Raw genomic sequence first — 17,519 nt, forward strand, 5'->3', positions numbered from 1 at the left:
CGGGTCCGGGGGCGGTGGCCCCCGGACCCGGCATAAGGAGCGAGCGTGGCCGGACCGACGACCGCCCAGCGCGGTGCAGGGAAGCAGGAGGACGCCCCGGACCGGCCGCCGCGCCCACGCCCCGAGGGGCGCCGCATGCCCCGGCGCAGGCTGCTGATCCTGATCGCCGCGGCCGTGCTGCTGCTCGGCTCCGGCGTCGTCTGGGCGCTCTACGGCTCCTCCTGGCTCAGGGTCGAACAGGTCAGGATCACGGGTGTCCGGGTGCTGACGCCGGCCCAGGTGGAGAACGCGGCCGACGTGCCGATGGGCACCCCGCTGGTTTCCGTGGACACCGGCGCGATCGAGAAGAGGTTGCGCCAGAAGTTGCCTCGTATCGACTCGGTGGATGTCGTACGGTCATGGCCGCACGGCATCGGACTTAAAGTGACCGAGCGAAAGCCGGTCCTATTGGTGAAAAAGGGCGCAAAGTTCATTGAAGTGGACGCCGAAGGCGTGCGTTTCGCCACGGTGGACAAGGCGCCCGGGCGCGTGCCTCTGCTGGAAACGGCCACCGGCCGGTCCGCGAGCCTGCGCCGTTTCGGGTCCGACCGGCTGGTGCGGGAAGCGGTCCGGGTCGCGGGCGATCTCCCGGGCGGCGTCGCGCAGGACACCCGGGTCGTACGGGTCGCCTCGTACGACGCCATCTCGCTGGAGCTCACCGGGGACCGCACGGTGGACTGGGGAAGCGGTGAACGGGGCGCGGTGAAGGCGAGAGTTCTCACCGCTCTCATGAAAGCCGCCCCCAAAGCGGGACACTTCGACGTGAGTGCACCCACCGCACCCGCGGTGTCGGGTAGTTGACGCACATTTGGCCTGGCCAGCACCCTGGTTGGTCAGCGCTACGGGTGATCACATAGGGTGAAAAGAAAAACGGGAGGTTCGGCGTGTTCGTTGAACGGGCGCCACTTGTCGACTTAGTGTCCTGTTCGGAAGAGTCCATGAAGCAGACACACTGGTAACCCTAAACTTCAACGTTAGGGTTTGGGTCGGCGTTCGGACCGTCCCAATCGGCATCCGTCGTCGCGGCGGGATCACCGCCAAGCGACGACACGTAACTCGAGGCGAGAGGCCTTCGACGTGGCAGCACCGCAGAACTACCTCGCAGTCATCAAGGTCATCGGTGTCGGCGGCGGTGGTGTCAATGCCATCAACCGAATGATCGAGGTCGGTCTCAAGGGCGTCGAGTTCATCGCGATCAACACGGATGCGCAAGCCCTGTTGATGAGCGACGCCGACGTCAAGCTCGACGTCGGCCGCGAACTCACCCGCGGCCTCGGCGCCGGGGCGAACCCGGCCGTCGGTCGTAAGGCGGCAGAGGACCACCGTGAGGAGATCGAGGAGGTCCTCAAGGGGGCCGACATGGTCTTCGTCACCGCAGGCGAAGGCGGCGGCACCGGTACCGGTGGCGCACCCGTCGTCGCGAACATCGCACGCTCGCTCGGCGCCCTGACGATCGGTGTGGTCACCCGCCCGTTCACCTTCGAGGGCAGGCGTCGCGCGAACCAGGCGGAGGACGGCATCGCCGAGCTCCGCGAAGAGGTCGACACCCTCATCGTCATTCCCAACGACCGGCTGCTGTCCATCTCGGACCGCCAGGTCAGCGTGCTCGACGCGTTCAAGTCGGCCGACCAGGTCCTGCTCTCGGGTGTGCAGGGCATCACCGACCTCATCACCACCCCGGGTCTGATCAACCTCGACTTCGCCGACGTCAAGTCGGTCATGTCCGAGGCCGGATCGGCGCTCATGGGCATCGGCTCGGCCCGCGGCGACGACCGTGCGGTGGCGGCCGCGGAGATGGCGATCTCCTCGCCGCTCCTGGAGGCGTCCATCGACGGCGCCCGCGGTGTCCTGCTCTCCATCTCCGGCGGCAGCGACCTCGGTCTCTTCGAGATCAACGAGGCCGCCCAGCTGGTGAGCGAGGCGGCGCACCCCGAGGCGAACATCATCTTCGGCGCGGTCATCGACGACGCGCTGGGCGACGAGGTGCGGGTCACCGTCATCGCGGCGGGCTTCGACGGCGGCCAGCCGCCGGCCCGGCGGGAGAACGTCCTGGGCGCGAACACGGCCAAGCGCGAGGAGCCGGCCCCGCCGGTCCGGGCCGCCGAGCCCGTGCGCCAGCAGGGCGGACTGGGCTCCGTGCCCCCGCGCGAGGAGCCGGCGGTCCAGGCCGAGCCGGCACCGGTGCAGGGCGAGAGCCACCTGCCGCCGGCCGTCTCCCCGCCGCACGTCCCGCCGGCCCGTCCCTACTCGGACTCCCAGGCCGAGGAGCTGGACGTACCGGACTTCTTGAAGTGATAGGTCCGCATGACGCAGTGAGCTCGAAGGTTTCTGTCTTTTCGCGGGGCGGCGCTCACTTCTCCTTCACCGACAGGTGGGGCGGGGTGAGCGCCGCTCCGTACGCGGAGCTCAACCTCGGCGGCGCGGTCGGTGACGACCCCGCCGCCGTTCGCGCCAACCGGGAGCGCGCCGCGCGGGCCCGTGGGCTCGATCCGGCGCGGGTCGTCTGGATGAACCAGGTCCACGGCCGTGATGTGGCCGTGGTGGACGAACCCTGGGGCGACGCCCGGGAGATCCCGGCCGTGGACGCGGTGGTGACCGCGCGGCGCGGGCTCCCGCTCGCCGTTCTGACCGCCGACTGCACCCCCGTCCTGCTGGCCGACCCGGTCGCCGGTGTCGTCGCGGCGGCGCACGCGGGCCGGCCGGGGCTGGTCGCCGGAGTGGTCCCGGCCGCGGTCGGGGCCATGGTCCGGCTCGGCGCGGCGGTCTCCCGGATCACCGCGCACACCGGGCCCGCCGTCTGCGGACGGTGCTACGAGGTGCCGGCGGCGATGCGGGACGAGGTCGCCGCGCGCGTGCCCGGCTCCTGGTCCGAGACGAGCTGGGGCACCCCGGCGGTGGACGTCACCGCCGGAGTCCACGCCCAGCTGGAGGCCCTCGGCGTCACCGACCGGCACACGTCGCCCTTCTGCACCCTCGAATCGGGCGACCACTTCTCGTACCGACGCGACCGCACCACCGGGCGGCTCGCCGGATATGTCTGGCTGGACTGATAGGGCATGACGGAACGCAAGGAACAACTCGCCGCGAATCTGGCGCAGGTGGAGGAGCGGATCCATTCCGCCTGCGCCGCGGCCGGCCGCGAGCGGGACGAGGTGACCCTCATCGTGGTCACCAAGACCTACCCCGCGAGCGATGTGCGGATTCTGCACGGACTCGGTGTGCGTCAGGTCGCGGAGAACCGCGACCAGGACGCCGCCCCCAAGGCCGCCGCATGCACGGATCTGTCCCTCTCCTGGCACTTTGTCGGTCAATTGCAGACCAACAAGGTCCGTTCTGTGGCAAGTTATGCCGATGTCGTGCAGTCCGTGGACCGTACGAAGCTGGTGACCGCCCTCTCGGCGGCGGCCGAGCGCGGCGGTCGCGAACTCGGCTGCCTCATCCAGGTCGCGCTCGACGCGGAGAGCGGCGAGCGGGGGGCCCGCGGCGGTGTCGCCCCCGACGGGATCGAGGAGTTGGCCGACGCGGTCGCGGCGGCGCCGGGCCTGCGGCTGGACGGTCTGATGACCGTCGCCCCGCTCGCCGGGCCGTACGCCGGGCGGCAACGGGCCGCGTTCGACCGGCTGATGGAATTCTCATCCCGGCTGCGCGGGAACCATCCGGCTGCGAACATGGTCTCCGCAGGGATGAGTGCGGACCTCGAGGACGCGATCGCGGCCGGAGCGACACATGTGCGCGTCGGTACTGCGGTACTCGGAGTCCGACCGGGGCTCGGGTAACGTCGCCAAGCAAGTCGGACCACAGCAGAAAATATGGTCATTACCGCCCTTGGCGGGCAGGCCGGAGTGGATCGCGGGCACTTGGTGACAGATGCCGATCCACCACAGAGCGGAGGACTCAGAGCATGGCCGGCGCGATGCGCAAGATGGCGGTCTACCTCGGCCTCGTGGAGGACGATGGGTACGACGGCCCGGGGTTCGACCCCGACGACGAATTCGAACCCGAGCCGGAGCCCGAGCGCGACCGGCGCCGGCACCAGCCCGCACATCAGGTGGAGCGCGACCGGGAGCGTGAAGAACCGGTCCGGGCGGTCCAGCCGCCGGCCCAGCGGGAGCCGGTTCAGATCCCGGCGGAGCGTGAGCGACCCGCCCGGATCGCACCCGTGGCATCCATCACACCTGAACGCCCGAACATGGAGAAGAACGCACCGGTGATCATGCCCAAGGTCGTGTCCGAGCGGGAGCCCTACCGGATCACCACGCTGCACCCCAGGACGTACAACGAGGCCCGTACCATCGGGGAACACTTCCGTGAGGGCACCCCGGTGATCATGAATCTCACGGAGATGGACGATACGGACGCAAAGCGACTTGTCGACTTTGCCGCGGGACTCGTCTTCGGTCTCCATGGCAGCATTGAGCGAGTGACACAGAAGGTGTTCCTGTTGTCGCCTGCTAACGTCGATGTCACGGCGGAGGACAAGGCCCGCATCGCAGAGGGCGGATTCTTCAACCAGAGCTGAGAACACGACACCGGGAACAACCCGGCCGCGAGGCCGGCGCTACGAGAGCCAGGGGAGAGGGAAGCGCGAGGATGGGCGTCGCACAAAGTGTTGTCTACATCGCGTTGATGTGTTTCCTCATCGTGCTGATCTTCCGGCTCGTCATGGACTACGTCTTCCAGTTCGCACGTTCATGGCAGCCGGGCAAGCCGATGGTGGTGGTCCTCGAGACCACTTACACGGTCACCGATCCACCGCTCAAGCTCCTGCGGCGGTTCATCCCGCCGCTGCGTCTCGGGGGCGTGGCACTCGACCTGTCCTTCTTCGTTCTGATGATCATCGTTTCCATCCTGATCAGCGTTGTGACCGGGCTGTGAGCGATACGGTCTTGCCGACTGCCGACGACTACGTAGAGGTGAAGAAGAGATGCCGCTGACTCCCGAGGACGTGCGGAACAAGCAGTTCACGACGGTCCGCCTCCGAGAGGGCTACGACGAGGACGAGGTCGATGCCTTCCTCGACGAGGTCGAGTCGGAGCTGACCCGCCTGCTCCGTGAGAACGAGGACCTGCGCGCCAAGCTGGCCGCCGCCACGCGTGCCGCCGCGCAGAACCAGCAGCAGCAGGGCATGCGCAAGCCGCCCGAGCAGCAGGACCGGCCGGGGGCCCCGGTGCCCGCCGCCATATCGGGCCCGCCGGTCCAGCAGCAGCCCCCGCAGATGGGTCCCCCCCAGCTGCCCGGTGGTGCTCCGCAGCTGCCCGCCGGTCCCAGCGGCCACGGCCCCCAGGGCCCGCACGGTCCCGGTCCGCAGGGCCCGCACGGCCCCGGCCCGATGCAGGGTGGTCCCATGGGCGGCCCGATGGGCGGTCCCATGGGCGGCCACAACCCGCAGCAGCAGATGCAGCAGATGCAGCCGCCGCCGCAGATGCAGCAGCAGGGCCCCGGTGGCGACAGCGCCGCGCGTGTCCTCTCCCTGGCGCAGCAGACCGCCGACCAGGCGATCGCGGAGGCCCGTTCCGAGGCCAACAAGATCGTCGGCGAGGCGCGCAGCCGCGCCGAGGGCCTGGAGCGCGACGCGCGTGCCAAGGCGGACGCGCTGGAGCGGGACGCGCAGGAGAAGCACCGCGTGGCGATGGGCTCGCTGGAGTCGGCCCGCGCGACGCTGGAGCGCAAGGTCGAGGACCTGCGGGGCTTCGAGCGCGAGTACCGGACCCGTCTGAAGTCCTACCTGGAGAGCCAGCTGCGTCAGCTGGAGACCCAGGCCGACGACTCGCTGGCTCCGCCGCGGACGCCGGCTGCCGCGTCGCTGCCGCCGTCGCCCTCGCTGGCTCCGGCCGGCGCCGGTGCCATGGGGCACACCATGGGCGGCAACCACGGCGGTCACGGCAACCAGCCGATGGGTGGCAACCAGTCCATGGGCGGTGGCCCGTCCTACGGCGGTCAGCAGCAGATGTCCCCGGCGATGACGCAGCCGATGGCACCGGTGCGGCCGCAGCCGATGCAGGCGCCGTCGCCGATGCGGGGATTCCTGATCGACGAGGACGACAACTGAGCGGGGCGCGCTCGTTGAGCGCGTAGCCGTCGGCAGGCTGAGGGCCGGGCCCCGGGGTTTTCCCCGGGGCCCGGCCCTTTGCCGTGGCCGGGGCCGGCCGGTGCGGGTGCGGTGGGCCGGGCCGCTGCGCGGGGCTTTGCCCCTGCCCGCCCCTTCCCGTAACCGGGGCTCCGTCCCGGGCCCCGCTCCTCAATCGCCGGAGGGGCTGGGTGGTGGGGCTCCGTCCCGGGCCCCGCTCCTCAATCGCCGGAGGGGCTGGGTGGTGGGGCTCCGTCCCGGGCCCCGCTCCTCAATCGCCGGAGGGGCTGGGTGGTGGGGCTCCGCCCCGGGCCCCGCTCCTCAATCGCCGGAGGGGCTGGGTGGTGGGGGCTCCGCCCCCGGGTTCGGGAAGGGGCGGGGTGGGAACAAGCAAGGGCCCGGCCGGAAGTTGCTTGTCCGGCCGGGCCCCAGGCGTTCCGCGGGTTACCGCTCCGTCTTGCGGAGGCGGAACGTCAGGGACAGGCCCTCGTCCTCGAACGGCGTGCCGTACGTGGCGTCCGCATCGCCCTCCGCGTAGTCCAGGGCCAGGACCTCGTCCGCGATCAGGGTCGCGTGCTCGGTCAGGGCCTCCGTCGTCGCGAGGGAGGCGGACGTCCAGCGGACGGCGATGCGGTCCGCGACGTCCAGGCCGCTGTTCTTGCGGGCCTCCTGGATGAGGCGGATCGCGTCACGGGCCAGGCCCGCCCGCCGCAGCTCTGGGGTGATCTCCAGGTCCAGCGCGACCGTCGCGCCAGAGTCGGAGGCGACCGACCAGCCCTCGCGCGGGGTCTCCGTGATGATCACCTCGTCCGGCGAGAGGGTGATCTGCTCGCCGTCCACCTCCACGGACGCCGTGCCCTCGCGCAGGGCGAGCGACAGAGCCGCCGCGTCCGCGTTCGCCACGGCCTTGGCCACTGCCTGGACGCCCTTGCCGAAGCGCTTGCCCAGCGCACGGAAGTTGGCCTTGGCCGTGGTGTCGACCAGCGAGCCGCCGACCTCGGAGAGGGAGGCCAGCGAGGAGACGTTCAGCTCCTCCGTGATCTGGGCGTGCAGCTCGGGGGAGAGGCTCTCGAAGCCCGAGGCCGCGACCAGGGCGCGGGAGAGCGGCTGGCGGGTCTTGACGCCCGACTCGGCACGCGTGGCCCGGCCCAGCTCGACCAGGCGGCGCACCAGCGCCATCTGTGTCGAGAGGGCGGGGTCGATCGCCGCCGGGTCCGCCTTCGGCCAGGACGACAGGTGGACCGACTCCGGGGCGTCCGGGGCGACCGGCACGACCAGGTCCTGCCAGACCCGCTCGGTGATGAACGGGGTCAGCGGGGCCATCAGCCGCGTGACCGTCTCGACGACCTCGTGGAGCGTGCGCAGCGCCGCCTTGTCGCCCTGCCAGAAGCGGCGGCGGGAGCGGCGCACGTACCAGTTGGACAGGTCGTCCACGAACGCGGACAGCAGCTTGCCGGCGCGCTGGGTGTCGTAGCCCTCCAGCGCCTGCGTGACCTGGTCCACCAGCGCGTTCAGCTCGCTGAGCAGCCAGCGGTCCAGGACCGTGCGGTCGGCCGGGGCCGGGTCGGCGGCCGAGGGAGCCCAGTTCGACGTACGGGCGTACAGGGCCTGGAAGGCGACCGTGTTCCAGTACGTGAGGAGCGTCTTGCGGACGACCTCCTGGATCGTGCCGTGGCCGACGCGCCGCGCCGCCCAGGGGGAGCCGCCGGCCGCCATGAACCAGCGGACCGCGTCGGCGCCGTGCTGGTCCATGAGGGGGATCGGCTGGAGGATGTTGCCCAGGTGCTTGGACATCTTGCGGCCGTCCTCGGCGAGGATGTGGCCCAGGCAGACCACGTTCTCGTACGACGACTTGTCGAAGACCAGGGTGCCGACCGCCATCAGCGTGTAGAACCAGCCGCGGGTCTGGTCGATGGCCTCCGAGATGAACTGCGCCGGGTAGCGGCTCTCGAAGACCTCCTTGTTCTTGTACGGGTAGCCCCACTGCGCGAACGGCATCGAGCCCGAGTCGTACCAGGCGTCGATGACCTCCGGGACGCGGTACGCCTCCAGCTGGCAGCTCTCGTGCGAGCAGGTGAACGTGATCTCGTCGATGAACGGCCGGTGCGGGTCGAGGCCGGAGAGGTCGGCGCCGGTCAGCTCGCTCAGCTCGGCGCGCGAACCCACGCAGGTGAGGTGGCCGTCCTCGCAGCGCCAGATCGGCAGCGGGGTGCCCCAGTAGCGGTTACGGGACAGCGCCCAGTCGACGTTGTTGGTCAGCCAGTCGCCGAACCGGCCGTGCTTGACCGAGTCCGGGAACCAGTTGGTCTTCTCGTTCTCCTGGAGCAGCCGCTCCTTGACCGCCGTCGTGCGGATGTACCAGGACGGCTGCGCGTAGTACAGCAGCGCGGTGTGGCAGCGCCAGCAGTGCGGGTAGCTGTGCTCGTAGGGGACGTGGCGGAAGAGCAGTCCGCGGTCGTTGAGGTCCTCGGTCAGCGCCTCGTCGGCCTTCTTGAAGAAGACCCCGCCCACCAGCGGCACGTCCTCCTCGAAGGTGCCGTCGGGGCGGACCGGGTTCACCACCGGCAGCCCGTACGCCTTGCAGACCTGGAGGTCGTCGGCGCCGAAGGCGGGGGACTGGTGGACCAGACCCGTACCGTCCTCGGTCGTCACGTACTCGGCGTTGACGATGTAGTGGGCCTCCGCCGGGAAGTCCACCAGGGCGAAGGGGCGCTCGTACGTCCAGCGCTCCATCTCGCGGCCCGTGAACGTCTGCCCGGTCGGCTCCCAGCCCTCGCCGAGCGCCTTCTCGACCAGGGGCTGCGCGACGACGAGCTTCTCCTCGCCGTTCGTCGCGACGACGTAGGCGACGTCCGGGTGCGCGGCGACGGCGGTGTTGGAGACCAGGGTCCACGGGGTCGTCGTCCAGACCAGGAGCGCCGCCTCGCCGGCCAGCGGGCCGGAGGTGAGGGGGAAGCGGACGAAGACCGAGGGGTCGACGACCGTCTCGTAGCCCTGCGCCAGCTCGTGGTCCGAGAGGCCGGTGCCGCAGCGCGGGCACCAGGGGGCGACGCGGTGGTCCTGGACCAGCAGGCCCTTGTTGAAGATCTCCTTCAGCGACCACCACACGGACTCGACGTACTCGGGATCCATCGTGCGGTACGCGTCGTCCAGGTCGACCCAGTAGCCCATGCGGGTCGTGAGCTCGGCGAAGGCGTCGGTGTGCCGGGTGACGGACTCGCGGCACTTGGCGTTGAACTCGGCGATGCCGTACGCCTCGATGTCCTTCTTGCCGTTGAAGCCGAGCTCCTTCTCGACCGCGAGCTCGACCGGCAGGCCGTGGCAGTCCCAGCCGGCCTTGCGGCCCACGTGGTAGCCCTGCATGGTCCGGAAGCGGGGGAAGACGTCCTTGAAGACGCGGGCCTCGATGTGGTGGGCGCCCGGCATGCCGTTGGCGGTCGGGGGGCCCTCGTAGAACACCCACTCGGGGCGGCCGTCGGACTGGTCGAGGCTCTTGGTGAAGACCTTGTTCTCGCGCCAGAAGTCGAGCACGGCGTGCTCCAGCGCGGGCAGGTCGACCTGGGCGGGTACCTGGCGGTACTGCGGCGATGTCATGTGCGGGCTTCCTCCGGCGGACGTCTTCCACTTCCGTCGGAGGGACGAGAACCGACGCCGGTCCCCGCGGTACCACCCTCCTTGGCCCCGGGCGTGCGCCCCGGGCCCCCTCATTGGGGTGCGATGCCGGCTCTACTGGCCCTGGAGCCCGTGGGCGGAGCCCACTGTCCCGAGCTTTCTTCCGACGGCTCCGGGTGATCTTCACGACGCGCTCGCCCCCGGGCTTCCACCGTCCCCGGGTCGCTCCTGGCCGCGTACGACGCTACTCGTCCCATCCACGCCTTTCGCTGGGCCCAGTGTACGGGCCCGGGGGACAGGCGCCGACCCGTTTACGGACCGGCCCCCGGACCGGCCCCCGCGTGACCCGAATGGCCAGACGGGCCGTACCGGGTTCCGGCGCGTCCCGGCGCGGTGCGGAAAGCCGGATTACCCGGCGGGGAGCTGGGCACAACGGATGGAGGCGCGCGGTGATCCGGAGACGGGGAGGGGCGATGCGGCGGCGTGCCCCGTTGCCGCGGGGCTGGGGTCGACTTATCGTCCCAGCACGACTCGCGAGCAAGATCACACTGCGTGAAGGGGCCGCGGCCATGGTGGAGAAGAAGGCAGCCGCACGGAAGACGGCGGCGGCCGAGCAGGCGCCCGCCAGGAAGGCCGCGGCGAAGAAGGCGCCCGCGAAGAAGGCGCCCGCGAAGAGAGCCGCCGCCGGGAAAGCCACAGCCAAGAAGACCCCGGCCGGGACTCCGGCCGGGGAGGGGTCGAAGACCACGGGGGCGGCGCAGGCCGCCGAGCAGACGGGAGCCCACACGGTGGTAGCCAAGAAGAGCGCGGCCAGTACCCGGACCGCGGGCGGGAGCACGGCACCCGTGCCGACGGCCCGCCTCGCCACGGCGCCCGGGGAGCTGGCCGTACGGCCGGGCGAGGACCCCTGGACGCCGGAGGAGGTCGAGGCCGCCCGCAGCGAGCTGACCGGTGAGAGCACCCGGCTGCGCAACGAACTGGAGGCGTCCGGTCTGGCGCTGGCCGGGCTGATGCGGGACTCCGGCGACGGAGCGGGCGACGACGAGGCCGACACCGGCACCAAGAACATCACCCGCGAGCACGAGATGCAGCTCGCCGCCAACGCCCAGGAGATGCTGGACCAGACCGAGCGCGCCCTGGCGAGGCTGGAGGCCGGTACGTACGGGCTCTGCGAGGTCTGCGGGAACCCGATCGGCAAGGCGCGGATGCAGGCGTTCCCCCGCGCCACCCTCTGCGTCGAGGACAAACAGAAGCAGGAGCGACGAGGCTGATCCGCACAGGTGTGCCGTACCCTCGTTCTCTGTCGGGAACTAGCTTGAGGGACTCACGTGGCAGAGGCGGAGCGCATCATCGGTACGCCGGACATCACCGGGCCTGAGGGAAGCGGAGAGACCGGGCCGGACGGCGCGGCCGCTTCCCCGGAGGCCGGCACGTCGTCGGACGGGCAGGACACCGGCGCGACCGCGGCCGACGTCGACGCGGAGGCGGAGGCGGCGGTCGACCGCTCGCCGGCCACCCGCCGGCGCCGGATCATCCTGCTCTTCTGCGTCGCCGTCGTCGCCTACCTGCTCGACCTCGGCAGCAAGATGCTCGTCGTGGCGAAGCTGGAGCACCAGGAGCCGGTCGAGCTCCTCGGCGACTGGCTCAAGCTCGACGCCATCCGCAACGCGGGCGCCGCATTCGGGTTCGGTGAGGCGTTCACGATCATCTTCACGATCATCGCGGCGACCGTCATCGTGGTGATCGCGCGGCTCGCCCGCAAGCTGTACAGCCTGCCGTGGGCCATCGCGCTCGGCCTGCTGCTCGGCGGGGCGCTCGGCAACCTCACCGACCGCATCTTCCGCGCGCCGGGCGTGTTCGAGGGCGCGGTGGTGGACTTCATCGCCCCCGCGCACTTCGCCGTCTTCAACCTGGCCGACTCCGCGATCGTCTGCGGTGGCATCCTGATCGTCCTCCTCTCCTTCAAGGGCCTGGACCCCGACGGCACCGTGCACAAGGACTAGTGGGCACAAGGCATACTCGACAGGTGAGTACGCAACCCGAGATCCGCACCCTGCCCGTCCCCGATGGCCTGGAGGGCGAGCGCGTCGACGCCGCCATCTCCCGGATGTTCGGTTTCTCCCGCACCAAGGCCGCCGACCTGGCCGCCGCCGGCAAGGTGCAGGTGGACGGCTCGGTGGTCGGGAAGTCCGAGCGGGTGCACGGCGGTGCCTGGCTCGAAGTGGAGATGCCGCAGGCCCCCGCGCCCGTGCAGGTCGTCGCCGAGCCCGTCGAGGGCATGGAGATCGTGCACGACGACGACGACATCGTCGTGATCGTGAAGCCGGTCGGCGTCGCCGCGCACCCCAGCCCCGGCTGGACCGGCACCACCGTCATCGGCGGCCTCGCCGCCGCCGGGTACCGGATCTCGACCTCCGGCGCCGCCGAGCGCCAGGGCATCGTCCACCGCCTGGACGTCGGGACCTCCGGGCTGATGGTCGTCGCCAAGTCGGAGCGCGCCTACACCCTGCTGAAGGCCCAGTTCCGCGACCGGGTCGTCGAGAAGAAGTACAACGCGCTGGTCCAGGGCCACCCGGACCCGATGAGCGGCACCATCGACGCGCCCATCGGCCGCCACCCCAACCACGACTACAAGTGGGCGGTCGTCGCGGACGGCAAGGCATCGGTGACGCACTACGACCTGATCGAGGCGTACCGGGCCGCCAGCCTCCTGGACATCAAGCTGGAGACCGGCCGCACCCACCAGATCCGGGTGCACATGTCCGCCCACCGCCACCCCTGCGTCGGTGACCTCACCTACGGCGCCGACCCGACCATGGCCAAGCGCCTCGGCCTGACCCGGCAGTGGCTGCACGCGGTGAAGCTCGGCTTCGAGCACCCCTCGGACGGCGGCTGGGTCGAGTTCACCAGCTCCTACCCGGACGACCTCCAGCAGGCGCTGGACCGCATCGCGGCGGAGAGCGAATGACCCCCAGGCCCTCTTGGTACGTCACGCGTACCGTCACCGACGAGCAGGACCGCGCCGCGTGCTTCCAGCTCCGCAAGGACGTCTTCGTCGGTGAGCAGAACGTGCCCGAGGAGATCGAGTACGACGCCTACGACGCGGACGCGGTGCACGTCATAGCCGTCGCGGCCGACGGCACCGCGCTCGGTACCGGCCGGCTGCTGCACGGCCCCGCCGCCGCGTCGCACACGGGCCCGGACCCCGTGGTCGGCTCGCTGGGCCGGCTCGCGGTGAGCAAGGAGGCGCGGGGCCTCGGCGTCGGAGCCGCGCTGGTGCGGGCCATCGAGGACGCGGCCCGGGACGCCGGCCTGACCGCCGTCGACCTGCACGCCCAGACGCACGCGCTCCGCTTCTACGAGCGCCTCGGGTATGTGGCGTACGGCCCCGAGTTCATGGACGCGGGCATCGCGCACCGGGCGATGCGCCGGGCGATCTGACGCCCCGCCGAACCCCCTGAACCCGGGGCGGGCAGGGCACATGGCAGGGTGAGGGGCATCGGCCGAGCGGATACCGGGCCCGGCCGGAACGCTTCGGAAGGCACCCCGTGGACCAGATGACCCTGCTGCTCCTGCTGCTGCTCGGAGCCGTGGTCACGGTTCCGCTCGGGGACCGTCTCAAACTGCCCGCGCCGGTGCTGATGACGATCCTCGGCGTCCTGATGGCCTTCGCCAGCTTCGTGCCGAACGTGGACATCCCGCCGGAGATCATCCTCCCCGCGCTGCTGCCCCCGCTGCTCTACGCCTCCGTGCAGCGCACCTCCTGGCGGCAGTTCGCCGCCAACAAGCGGCCCATCTTCCTGCTGGCCGTCGCGCTGGTCTTCCTGACGACGGCGGCCGTCGCCGCGGTGGCCAACGCGATCGTGCCCGGACTGCCGATTGCCGCCGCCGTCGCGCTCGGCGCGCTGGTCGCACCGCCCGACCCGGTCGCCGCGACCGCCGTCGCCGGCTCGGTCGGGCTGCCCCGCCGGCTCGTCTCCATCCTGGAGGGCGAGGGCCTGTTCAACGACGTCACCGCGATCGTGCTGTACCACGTGGCCATCGCGGCTGCGGTCAGCGGCACCTTCTCGCTGCCCGAGGCGTTCGGCCTGCTGATCCTGTCCGCCGTCGTCGCCGTCGTGGTGGGCCTCGGGCTCGGCTGGCTCACCATCAAGCTCATGGGGCTGCTCGGTGACGCCACCCTCCAGGTCGGCCTGACCCTGCTGGTGCCGTTCGTCAGCTACGTGCTCTCCGAGGAGCTGATGGGCTCAGGCGTGCTCGCCGTCCTGACCACCGCGCTCTTCCTCGCCGAGCACACCGCGGACGCCGACGACGTCCTCGGGCGGCTCACCGGGCGCACCTTCTGGGACATCGTCGACACCCTCGTCACCGGCGTCGCCTTCGGGCTGATCGGCCTGGAACTGCACAGCGTGTTCGGTACGGCCCACGGACACGAGCTGCGGATGGCCGGCTGGGGCCTCGTCGTCGTCGCGGTCGTCGTCGGCGTACGGCTGCTGTACCTGCTGCCGGCGACCTGGCTGGCCAAGCGGCTGCACACCCGGCGGGACGTCAGCGAGGAGATCCCCACCAGCTGGCGCGAGACGGTGATCATGTGGTGGGCCGGGATGCGCGGGGTGGCCTCCGTCGCGCTGGCGCTCGCGATCCCGCTGGAGACGGACGACGGCAAACCCTTTCCCGGCCGCGACGAGATCGTCTTCATCGCCTTCGCCGTGATCATGGTGACCCTGGTCTTCCAGGGCCTGACGCTGCCGTGGCTGGTGCGCCGACTGGGCGTGCGCGCGGACACGGACGCCGAGGCGGCCCTGGAGAGGGACCTCGCCATCCGGGCGGCCAAGGCGGCCAGGCAGCGGCTCAAGGAGATCGAGAAGGCCGAGGACTTCCCCGAGGAGGTCACCGAGCGGCTGCACCGGCTCGCCTACGACGTGGGGGCCAGGATCAGCCCCGACATGGTGGACGACGAGCGGCGCGACGCCTACGCGACACGTGCCGAGCGCTTCAAGGCGGTCAGCCGCGTCCAGCGCGAGATGATGTCGGCCGCCCGCCACGCGGTGCTCTCCGCCCGCAGCGAGCCCGGCGCGGACCCCGAGGTCGTGGACCGGGTCCTGCGCCAGCTCGACGTACGCAGCCTGCGCTGACCCCGGCCCCCGCCCGGGGGCGGGCGGTCAGCCGCGTCCTGTGCGCGGGGCCTTGCCCCAGCTCGCGTGCTTCTCGGCCCGGCCGTGGCCGTTGACGGACGGCCACGTGTCGCCGGGCGGGAGCGCCGCGGGGGCCGTCGCGACCCGCGGCAGCGCGTACGGGTGGTGGTCGCGCAGCCAGCCGACCATCTGCTCGCGGACCGCGCAGCGCGCCGTCCACAGGTCGCCCGAGTCCTTCGCCGTGACCACCGCGCGCACCTGGATCGTGGTGGGCGTGGTGTCCGTGACCGCGAGCGACCAGTCCCGGCCGTCCCACGCGGCGCACTCGCCGAGGATGTCCCGCAGCTGGTCGCGCATCGCCTCGATGGGCGCCGAGTGGTCCAGGTGGAAGAAGACCGCACCGGTCATCTGCACACCGCCGCGCGACCAGTTCTCGAACGGCCTGCCCGTGAAGTACGAGACTGGCATGGTGATCCGCCGCTCGTCCCACGTCCGCACGGCGAGGAAGGTCAGCGTGATCTCCTCGATGGTGCCCCACTCCTCGTCCACCACCACGGTGTCCCCGATCCGCACCATGTCGCCGAAGGCGATCTGCAGTCCGGCGAAGAGGTTGCCGAGCGTGGACTGGGCGGCGACACCGGCGACGATGCCGAGGAGGCCGGCCGACGCCAGCATCGAGGTGCCGACCGTCTGCATCGCGGGGAACGTCAGCAGCATCGCGGACACCGCCACGGTCGCCACCACCGCCACGACCACCCGCTGGATCAGCGTCACCTGCGTACGCACCCGGCGCACCCGGGCCGGGTCCCGGTTGTGGGCCGCCGCGTAGCGCGCGTACACCGAGTCCACCACCGCGACGGCGATCCGCACCACCAGCCAGGCGGACGCGCCGATCAGCACCAGCGTCAGCAGCCGGCCGATGCCCACCCGGTGGTCCTTGACCGCGCCGAGCCCGGTGTGGGCGTACGTGCCGCGCAGCAGCGCCGCGCACATGACCAGCTGGAACGGTATCCGGCAGCGCCGCAGCAGACCCCACAGCGGGGTCTCGTGGTGCCGGGCGTCGGCGCGCCTGAGCAGCCGGTCGAGCAGCCAGCCCGCCGCCACCGTGATCACGATCGAACCGCCGAGGACGATCAGCGGCCGCAGAACGTTTTCCATGCTGTCGCTCTCCATCCCTTCGAACGCAACTGGCACCATGGGCCTCATGAACATCATGCTTTTCCACTCGATGTACGGTCTGCGCCCCGCGGTCCACGCGGCAGCCGAACGGCTGCGCGCCGCCGGGCACGAGGTGCGCGTGCCCGATCTGTTCGAGGGCCACACCTTCGAATCGGTGGAGGAAGCGGAGGCGTTCCGGGAGGAGACCGGCAAGGAGGAGCTGCTGAAGCGGGCCGTGCTGGCCGCCGCGCCCTACTCCGACCAGGGCCTGGTGTACGCCGGCTTCTCGCTCGGCGCCTCGGTGGCCCAGACGCTGGCGCTCGGCGACGCGAAGGCGCGCGGGCTGCTGCTCTTCCACGGCACCTCGGACATCGCCGAGAACGCCTCGGTGGACGAGCTGCCCGTACAGCTGCACGTCGCCGACCCGGACCCGTACGAGACGCACGACTGGCTCAACTCGTGGTACCTGGAGATGCAGCGGACCGGGGCGGACGTCGAGGTCTACCGCTACCCGGGCGCCGGGCACCTGTTCACCGACGCGGAGCTGCCGGACTTCGACCAGGCGGCGGCGGAGCTGGCCTGGAAGGTCGCGATCGGGTTCCTCGCCACGCTGTGACGCGCGAAGGGCTCCGCGCGGCGGCCGCGCGGAGCCCTTCGGGAGGTGCGGGGCGGATCAGCCCTTCAGGGCGGCGGTGAGCGCCGTCGTGTACTCGTCCACGGTCATCGGCGCGTTCTTGTCGTCGCTGCCCGTGACCTTCTTGTCGTCCATGACGAGGGTCGGCGTGCCCTGGAAGTCGTACTTCGCCCCGTCCTCGTTGAATTTGTCGCTCAGCGTCAGGGCCCACTTGTCGAAGGTGCCGTCCTTGACGTCCTTCTGGAACGCCGTATTGCCCTTCAGCGTGTCAACGGTGTCGGCGACCTTGATCAGGTACGAGTCGTCCTTGAACTTGTCGTCCTGCTCGTCGGGGTGGTACTTCGCCGAATACAGTGCGCTCTTGTATTCGAGGAACGCCTCGGGGCTCACGTCCAGTGCCGCGCCCAGTGCGCTCAGAGCGTTCCTGGACCCTTCCCCGGGGATGTTGGTGTCGAGGAAGGTCGCGCCGACGAACTGAACCTTGTACTTGCCGTCGTCGATGTCCTTCTTCATGGTCGGGCCGACGGTCTGTTCGAGCTGCGCGCACACGGGGCAGCGCGGGTCCTCGTACACCTTCAGGGTCTTCTTCGCGCTGTCCTTGCCGAGGACGACCGTGGTGCCGTTCTTACCCGTGGTGTTCTTGGGCGCGACCAGCTTGGCGTCCTTGGCCGCTTCCCAGTAAGCGGGCTCGTTGAGCTTCATCACGCCGTAGCCGACACCGGCCGCGATGGCGAGGACGGCGACGACCGAGGCGCCGACGACGATCTGCCGGCGGGCCCTGTCCTTCTTCGCCTGGCGCTCGCGCTCCGCGCGCAGCCGCTCGCGGGCGGCGGACTTGTTGGCCTGGCTGTTGCGCTTGCTCATGGGGCTGTCT

At 70.9% G+C, this 17,519-nt stretch carries 16 protein-coding genes; 13 read left to right on the forward strand and 3 right to left on the reverse strand.

Features of this window, described 5'->3' with window-relative positions:
* Nucleotides 1-45: 45 nt before the first annotated feature.
* The 7 genes from E6R18_RS03215 to E6R18_RS03245 all read left to right on the forward strand — a co-directional run bounded on the left by E6R18_RS03215 (nucleotide 46) and on the right by E6R18_RS03245 (nucleotide 6,088).
* Nucleotides 46-840: an FtsQ-type POTRA domain-containing protein gene (locus E6R18_RS03215; protein WP_136315290.1), complete on the forward strand. Its 795-nt coding sequence runs from the start codon at nucleotides 46-48 to the stop codon at nucleotides 838-840.
* A gap of 276 nt (nucleotides 841-1,116) precedes the next feature.
* Nucleotides 1,117-2,334, forward strand: coding sequence for a cell division protein FtsZ (ftsZ, locus tag E6R18_RS03220; protein ID WP_136315291.1), 1,218 nt, complete (start codon nucleotides 1,117-1,119; stop codon nucleotides 2,332-2,334).
* Between the two features lie 17 nt (nucleotides 2,335-2,351).
* Nucleotides 2,352-3,089, forward strand: a complete 738-nt coding sequence (pgeF, locus tag E6R18_RS03225) for a peptidoglycan editing factor PgeF (protein WP_136315292.1) — start codon at nucleotides 2,352-2,354, stop codon at nucleotides 3,087-3,089.
* Nucleotides 3,090-3,095: 6 nt separating this feature from the next.
* A complete protein-coding gene (locus E6R18_RS03230) occupies nucleotides 3,096-3,815 on the forward strand; it encodes a YggS family pyridoxal phosphate-dependent enzyme (RefSeq protein WP_136315293.1) in 720 nt (239 codons plus the stop codon).
* A gap of 125 nt (nucleotides 3,816-3,940) precedes the next feature.
* Nucleotides 3,941-4,558, forward strand: a complete 618-nt coding sequence (sepF, locus tag E6R18_RS03235) for a cell division protein SepF (protein WP_132902199.1) — start codon at nucleotides 3,941-3,943, stop codon at nucleotides 4,556-4,558.
* A gap of 71 nt (nucleotides 4,559-4,629) precedes the next feature.
* Complete coding sequence (locus E6R18_RS03240) at nucleotides 4,630-4,914, forward strand: YggT family protein (RefSeq protein ID WP_136315294.1); 285 nt, start codon at nucleotides 4,630-4,632, stop codon at nucleotides 4,912-4,914.
* 49 nt (nucleotides 4,915-4,963) lie between these two features.
* On the forward strand, nucleotides 4,964-6,088 hold the full coding sequence (locus E6R18_RS03245; RefSeq protein WP_136315295.1) for a DivIVA domain-containing protein: 1,125 nt from the start codon (nucleotides 4,964-4,966) through the stop codon (nucleotides 6,086-6,088).
* Between the two features lie 462 nt (nucleotides 6,089-6,550).
* On the opposite strand, the gene ileS is transcribed toward E6R18_RS03245, so the two are convergent.
* Nucleotides 6,551-9,700, reverse strand: a complete 3,150-nt coding sequence (gene ileS, locus E6R18_RS03260; RefSeq protein ID WP_136315297.1) for an isoleucine--tRNA ligase — start codon at nucleotides 9,698-9,700, stop codon at nucleotides 6,551-6,553.
* 587 nt (nucleotides 9,701-10,287) lie between these two features.
* Here ileS and E6R18_RS03265 point away from each other — a divergent pair.
* From E6R18_RS03265 to E6R18_RS03285, 5 genes are all read left to right on the forward strand, one after another.
* Complete coding sequence (locus tag E6R18_RS03265; RefSeq protein ID WP_136315298.1) at nucleotides 10,288-10,989, forward strand: TraR/DksA C4-type zinc finger protein; 702 nt, start codon at nucleotides 10,288-10,290, stop codon at nucleotides 10,987-10,989.
* Nucleotides 10,990-11,046: 57 nt separating this feature from the next.
* Nucleotides 11,047-11,721 (forward strand): signal peptidase II, encoded by a 675-nt coding sequence (gene lspA, locus E6R18_RS03270; protein WP_136315299.1) that lies wholly within the window; start codon nucleotides 11,047-11,049, stop codon nucleotides 11,719-11,721.
* A gap of 23 nt (nucleotides 11,722-11,744) precedes the next feature.
* A complete protein-coding gene (locus E6R18_RS03275) occupies nucleotides 11,745-12,686 on the forward strand; it encodes an RluA family pseudouridine synthase (protein ID WP_136315300.1) in 942 nt (313 codons plus the stop codon).
* Nucleotides 12,683-13,159, forward strand: coding sequence for a GNAT family N-acetyltransferase (locus E6R18_RS03280; RefSeq protein WP_136315301.1), 477 nt, complete (start codon nucleotides 12,683-12,685; stop codon nucleotides 13,157-13,159). The genes E6R18_RS03275 and E6R18_RS03280 overlap by 4 nt, the downstream gene beginning before the upstream one ends.
* A gap of 107 nt (nucleotides 13,160-13,266) precedes the next feature.
* Complete coding sequence (locus tag E6R18_RS03285) at nucleotides 13,267-14,853, forward strand: Na+/H+ antiporter (RefSeq protein ID WP_136315302.1); 1,587 nt, start codon at nucleotides 13,267-13,269, stop codon at nucleotides 14,851-14,853.
* Between the two features lie 27 nt (nucleotides 14,854-14,880).
* Here the strand turns inward: E6R18_RS03285 and E6R18_RS03290 are convergent, their stop codons facing one another.
* Nucleotides 14,881-16,011 carry a mechanosensitive ion channel domain-containing protein gene (locus E6R18_RS03290; protein ID WP_136315303.1) on the reverse strand — a complete coding sequence of 377 codons (1,131 nt, stop codon included), beginning with the start codon at nucleotides 16,009-16,011 and terminating at the stop codon, nucleotides 14,881-14,883.
* A gap of 37 nt (nucleotides 16,012-16,048) precedes the next feature.
* Here E6R18_RS03290 and E6R18_RS03295 point away from each other — a divergent pair, with 37 nt between their 5' ends.
* Nucleotides 16,049-16,627: a dienelactone hydrolase family protein gene (locus tag E6R18_RS03295; RefSeq protein WP_136315304.1), complete on the forward strand. Its 579-nt coding sequence runs from the start codon at nucleotides 16,049-16,051 to the stop codon at nucleotides 16,625-16,627.
* Between the two features lie 57 nt (nucleotides 16,628-16,684).
* Here the strand turns inward: E6R18_RS03295 and E6R18_RS03300 are convergent, their stop codons facing one another.
* A complete protein-coding gene (locus E6R18_RS03300; RefSeq protein WP_136315305.1) occupies nucleotides 16,685-17,509 on the reverse strand; it encodes a thioredoxin domain-containing protein in 825 nt (274 codons plus the stop codon).
* Nucleotides 17,510-17,519: the final 10 nt, after the last annotated feature.

This window comes from Streptomyces sp. A1277, assembly GCF_004795015.1.
GTDB lineage: Bacteria > Actinomycetota > Actinomycetes > Streptomycetales > Streptomycetaceae > Streptomyces.

Coding starts and splice junctions, on each gene's coding strand:
- E6R18_RS03230 (WP_136315293.1), top strand. CDS start 3,096: ATGACGGAACGCAAGGAACAACTCGCCGCGAATCTGGCGCAGGTGGAG.
- sepF (WP_132902199.1), top strand. CDS start 3,941: ATGGCCGGCGCGATGCGCAAGATGGCGGTCTACCTCGGCCTCGTGGAG.
- E6R18_RS03240 (WP_136315294.1), top strand. CDS start 4,630: ATGGGCGTCGCACAAAGTGTTGTCTACATCGCGTTGATGTGTTTCCTC.
- E6R18_RS03245 (WP_136315295.1), top strand. CDS start 4,964: ATGCCGCTGACTCCCGAGGACGTGCGGAACAAGCAGTTCACGACGGTC.
- ileS (WP_136315297.1), bottom strand. CDS start 9,700: ATGACATCGCCGCAGTACCGCCAGGTACCCGCCCAGGTCGACCTGCCC.
- E6R18_RS03265 (WP_136315298.1), top strand. CDS start 10,288: ATGGTGGAGAAGAAGGCAGCCGCACGGAAGACGGCGGCGGCCGAGCAG.
- E6R18_RS03280 (WP_136315301.1), top strand. CDS start 12,683: ATGACCCCCAGGCCCTCTTGGTACGTCACGCGTACCGTCACCGACGAG.
- E6R18_RS03290 (WP_136315303.1), bottom strand. CDS start 16,011: ATGGAAAACGTTCTGCGGCCGCTGATCGTCCTCGGCGGTTCGATCGTG.
- E6R18_RS03295 (WP_136315304.1), top strand. CDS start 16,049: ATGGGCCTCATGAACATCATGCTTTTCCACTCGATGTACGGTCTGCGC.
- E6R18_RS03300 (WP_136315305.1), bottom strand. CDS start 17,509: ATGAGCAAGCGCAACAGCCAGGCCAACAAGTCCGCCGCCCGCGAGCGG.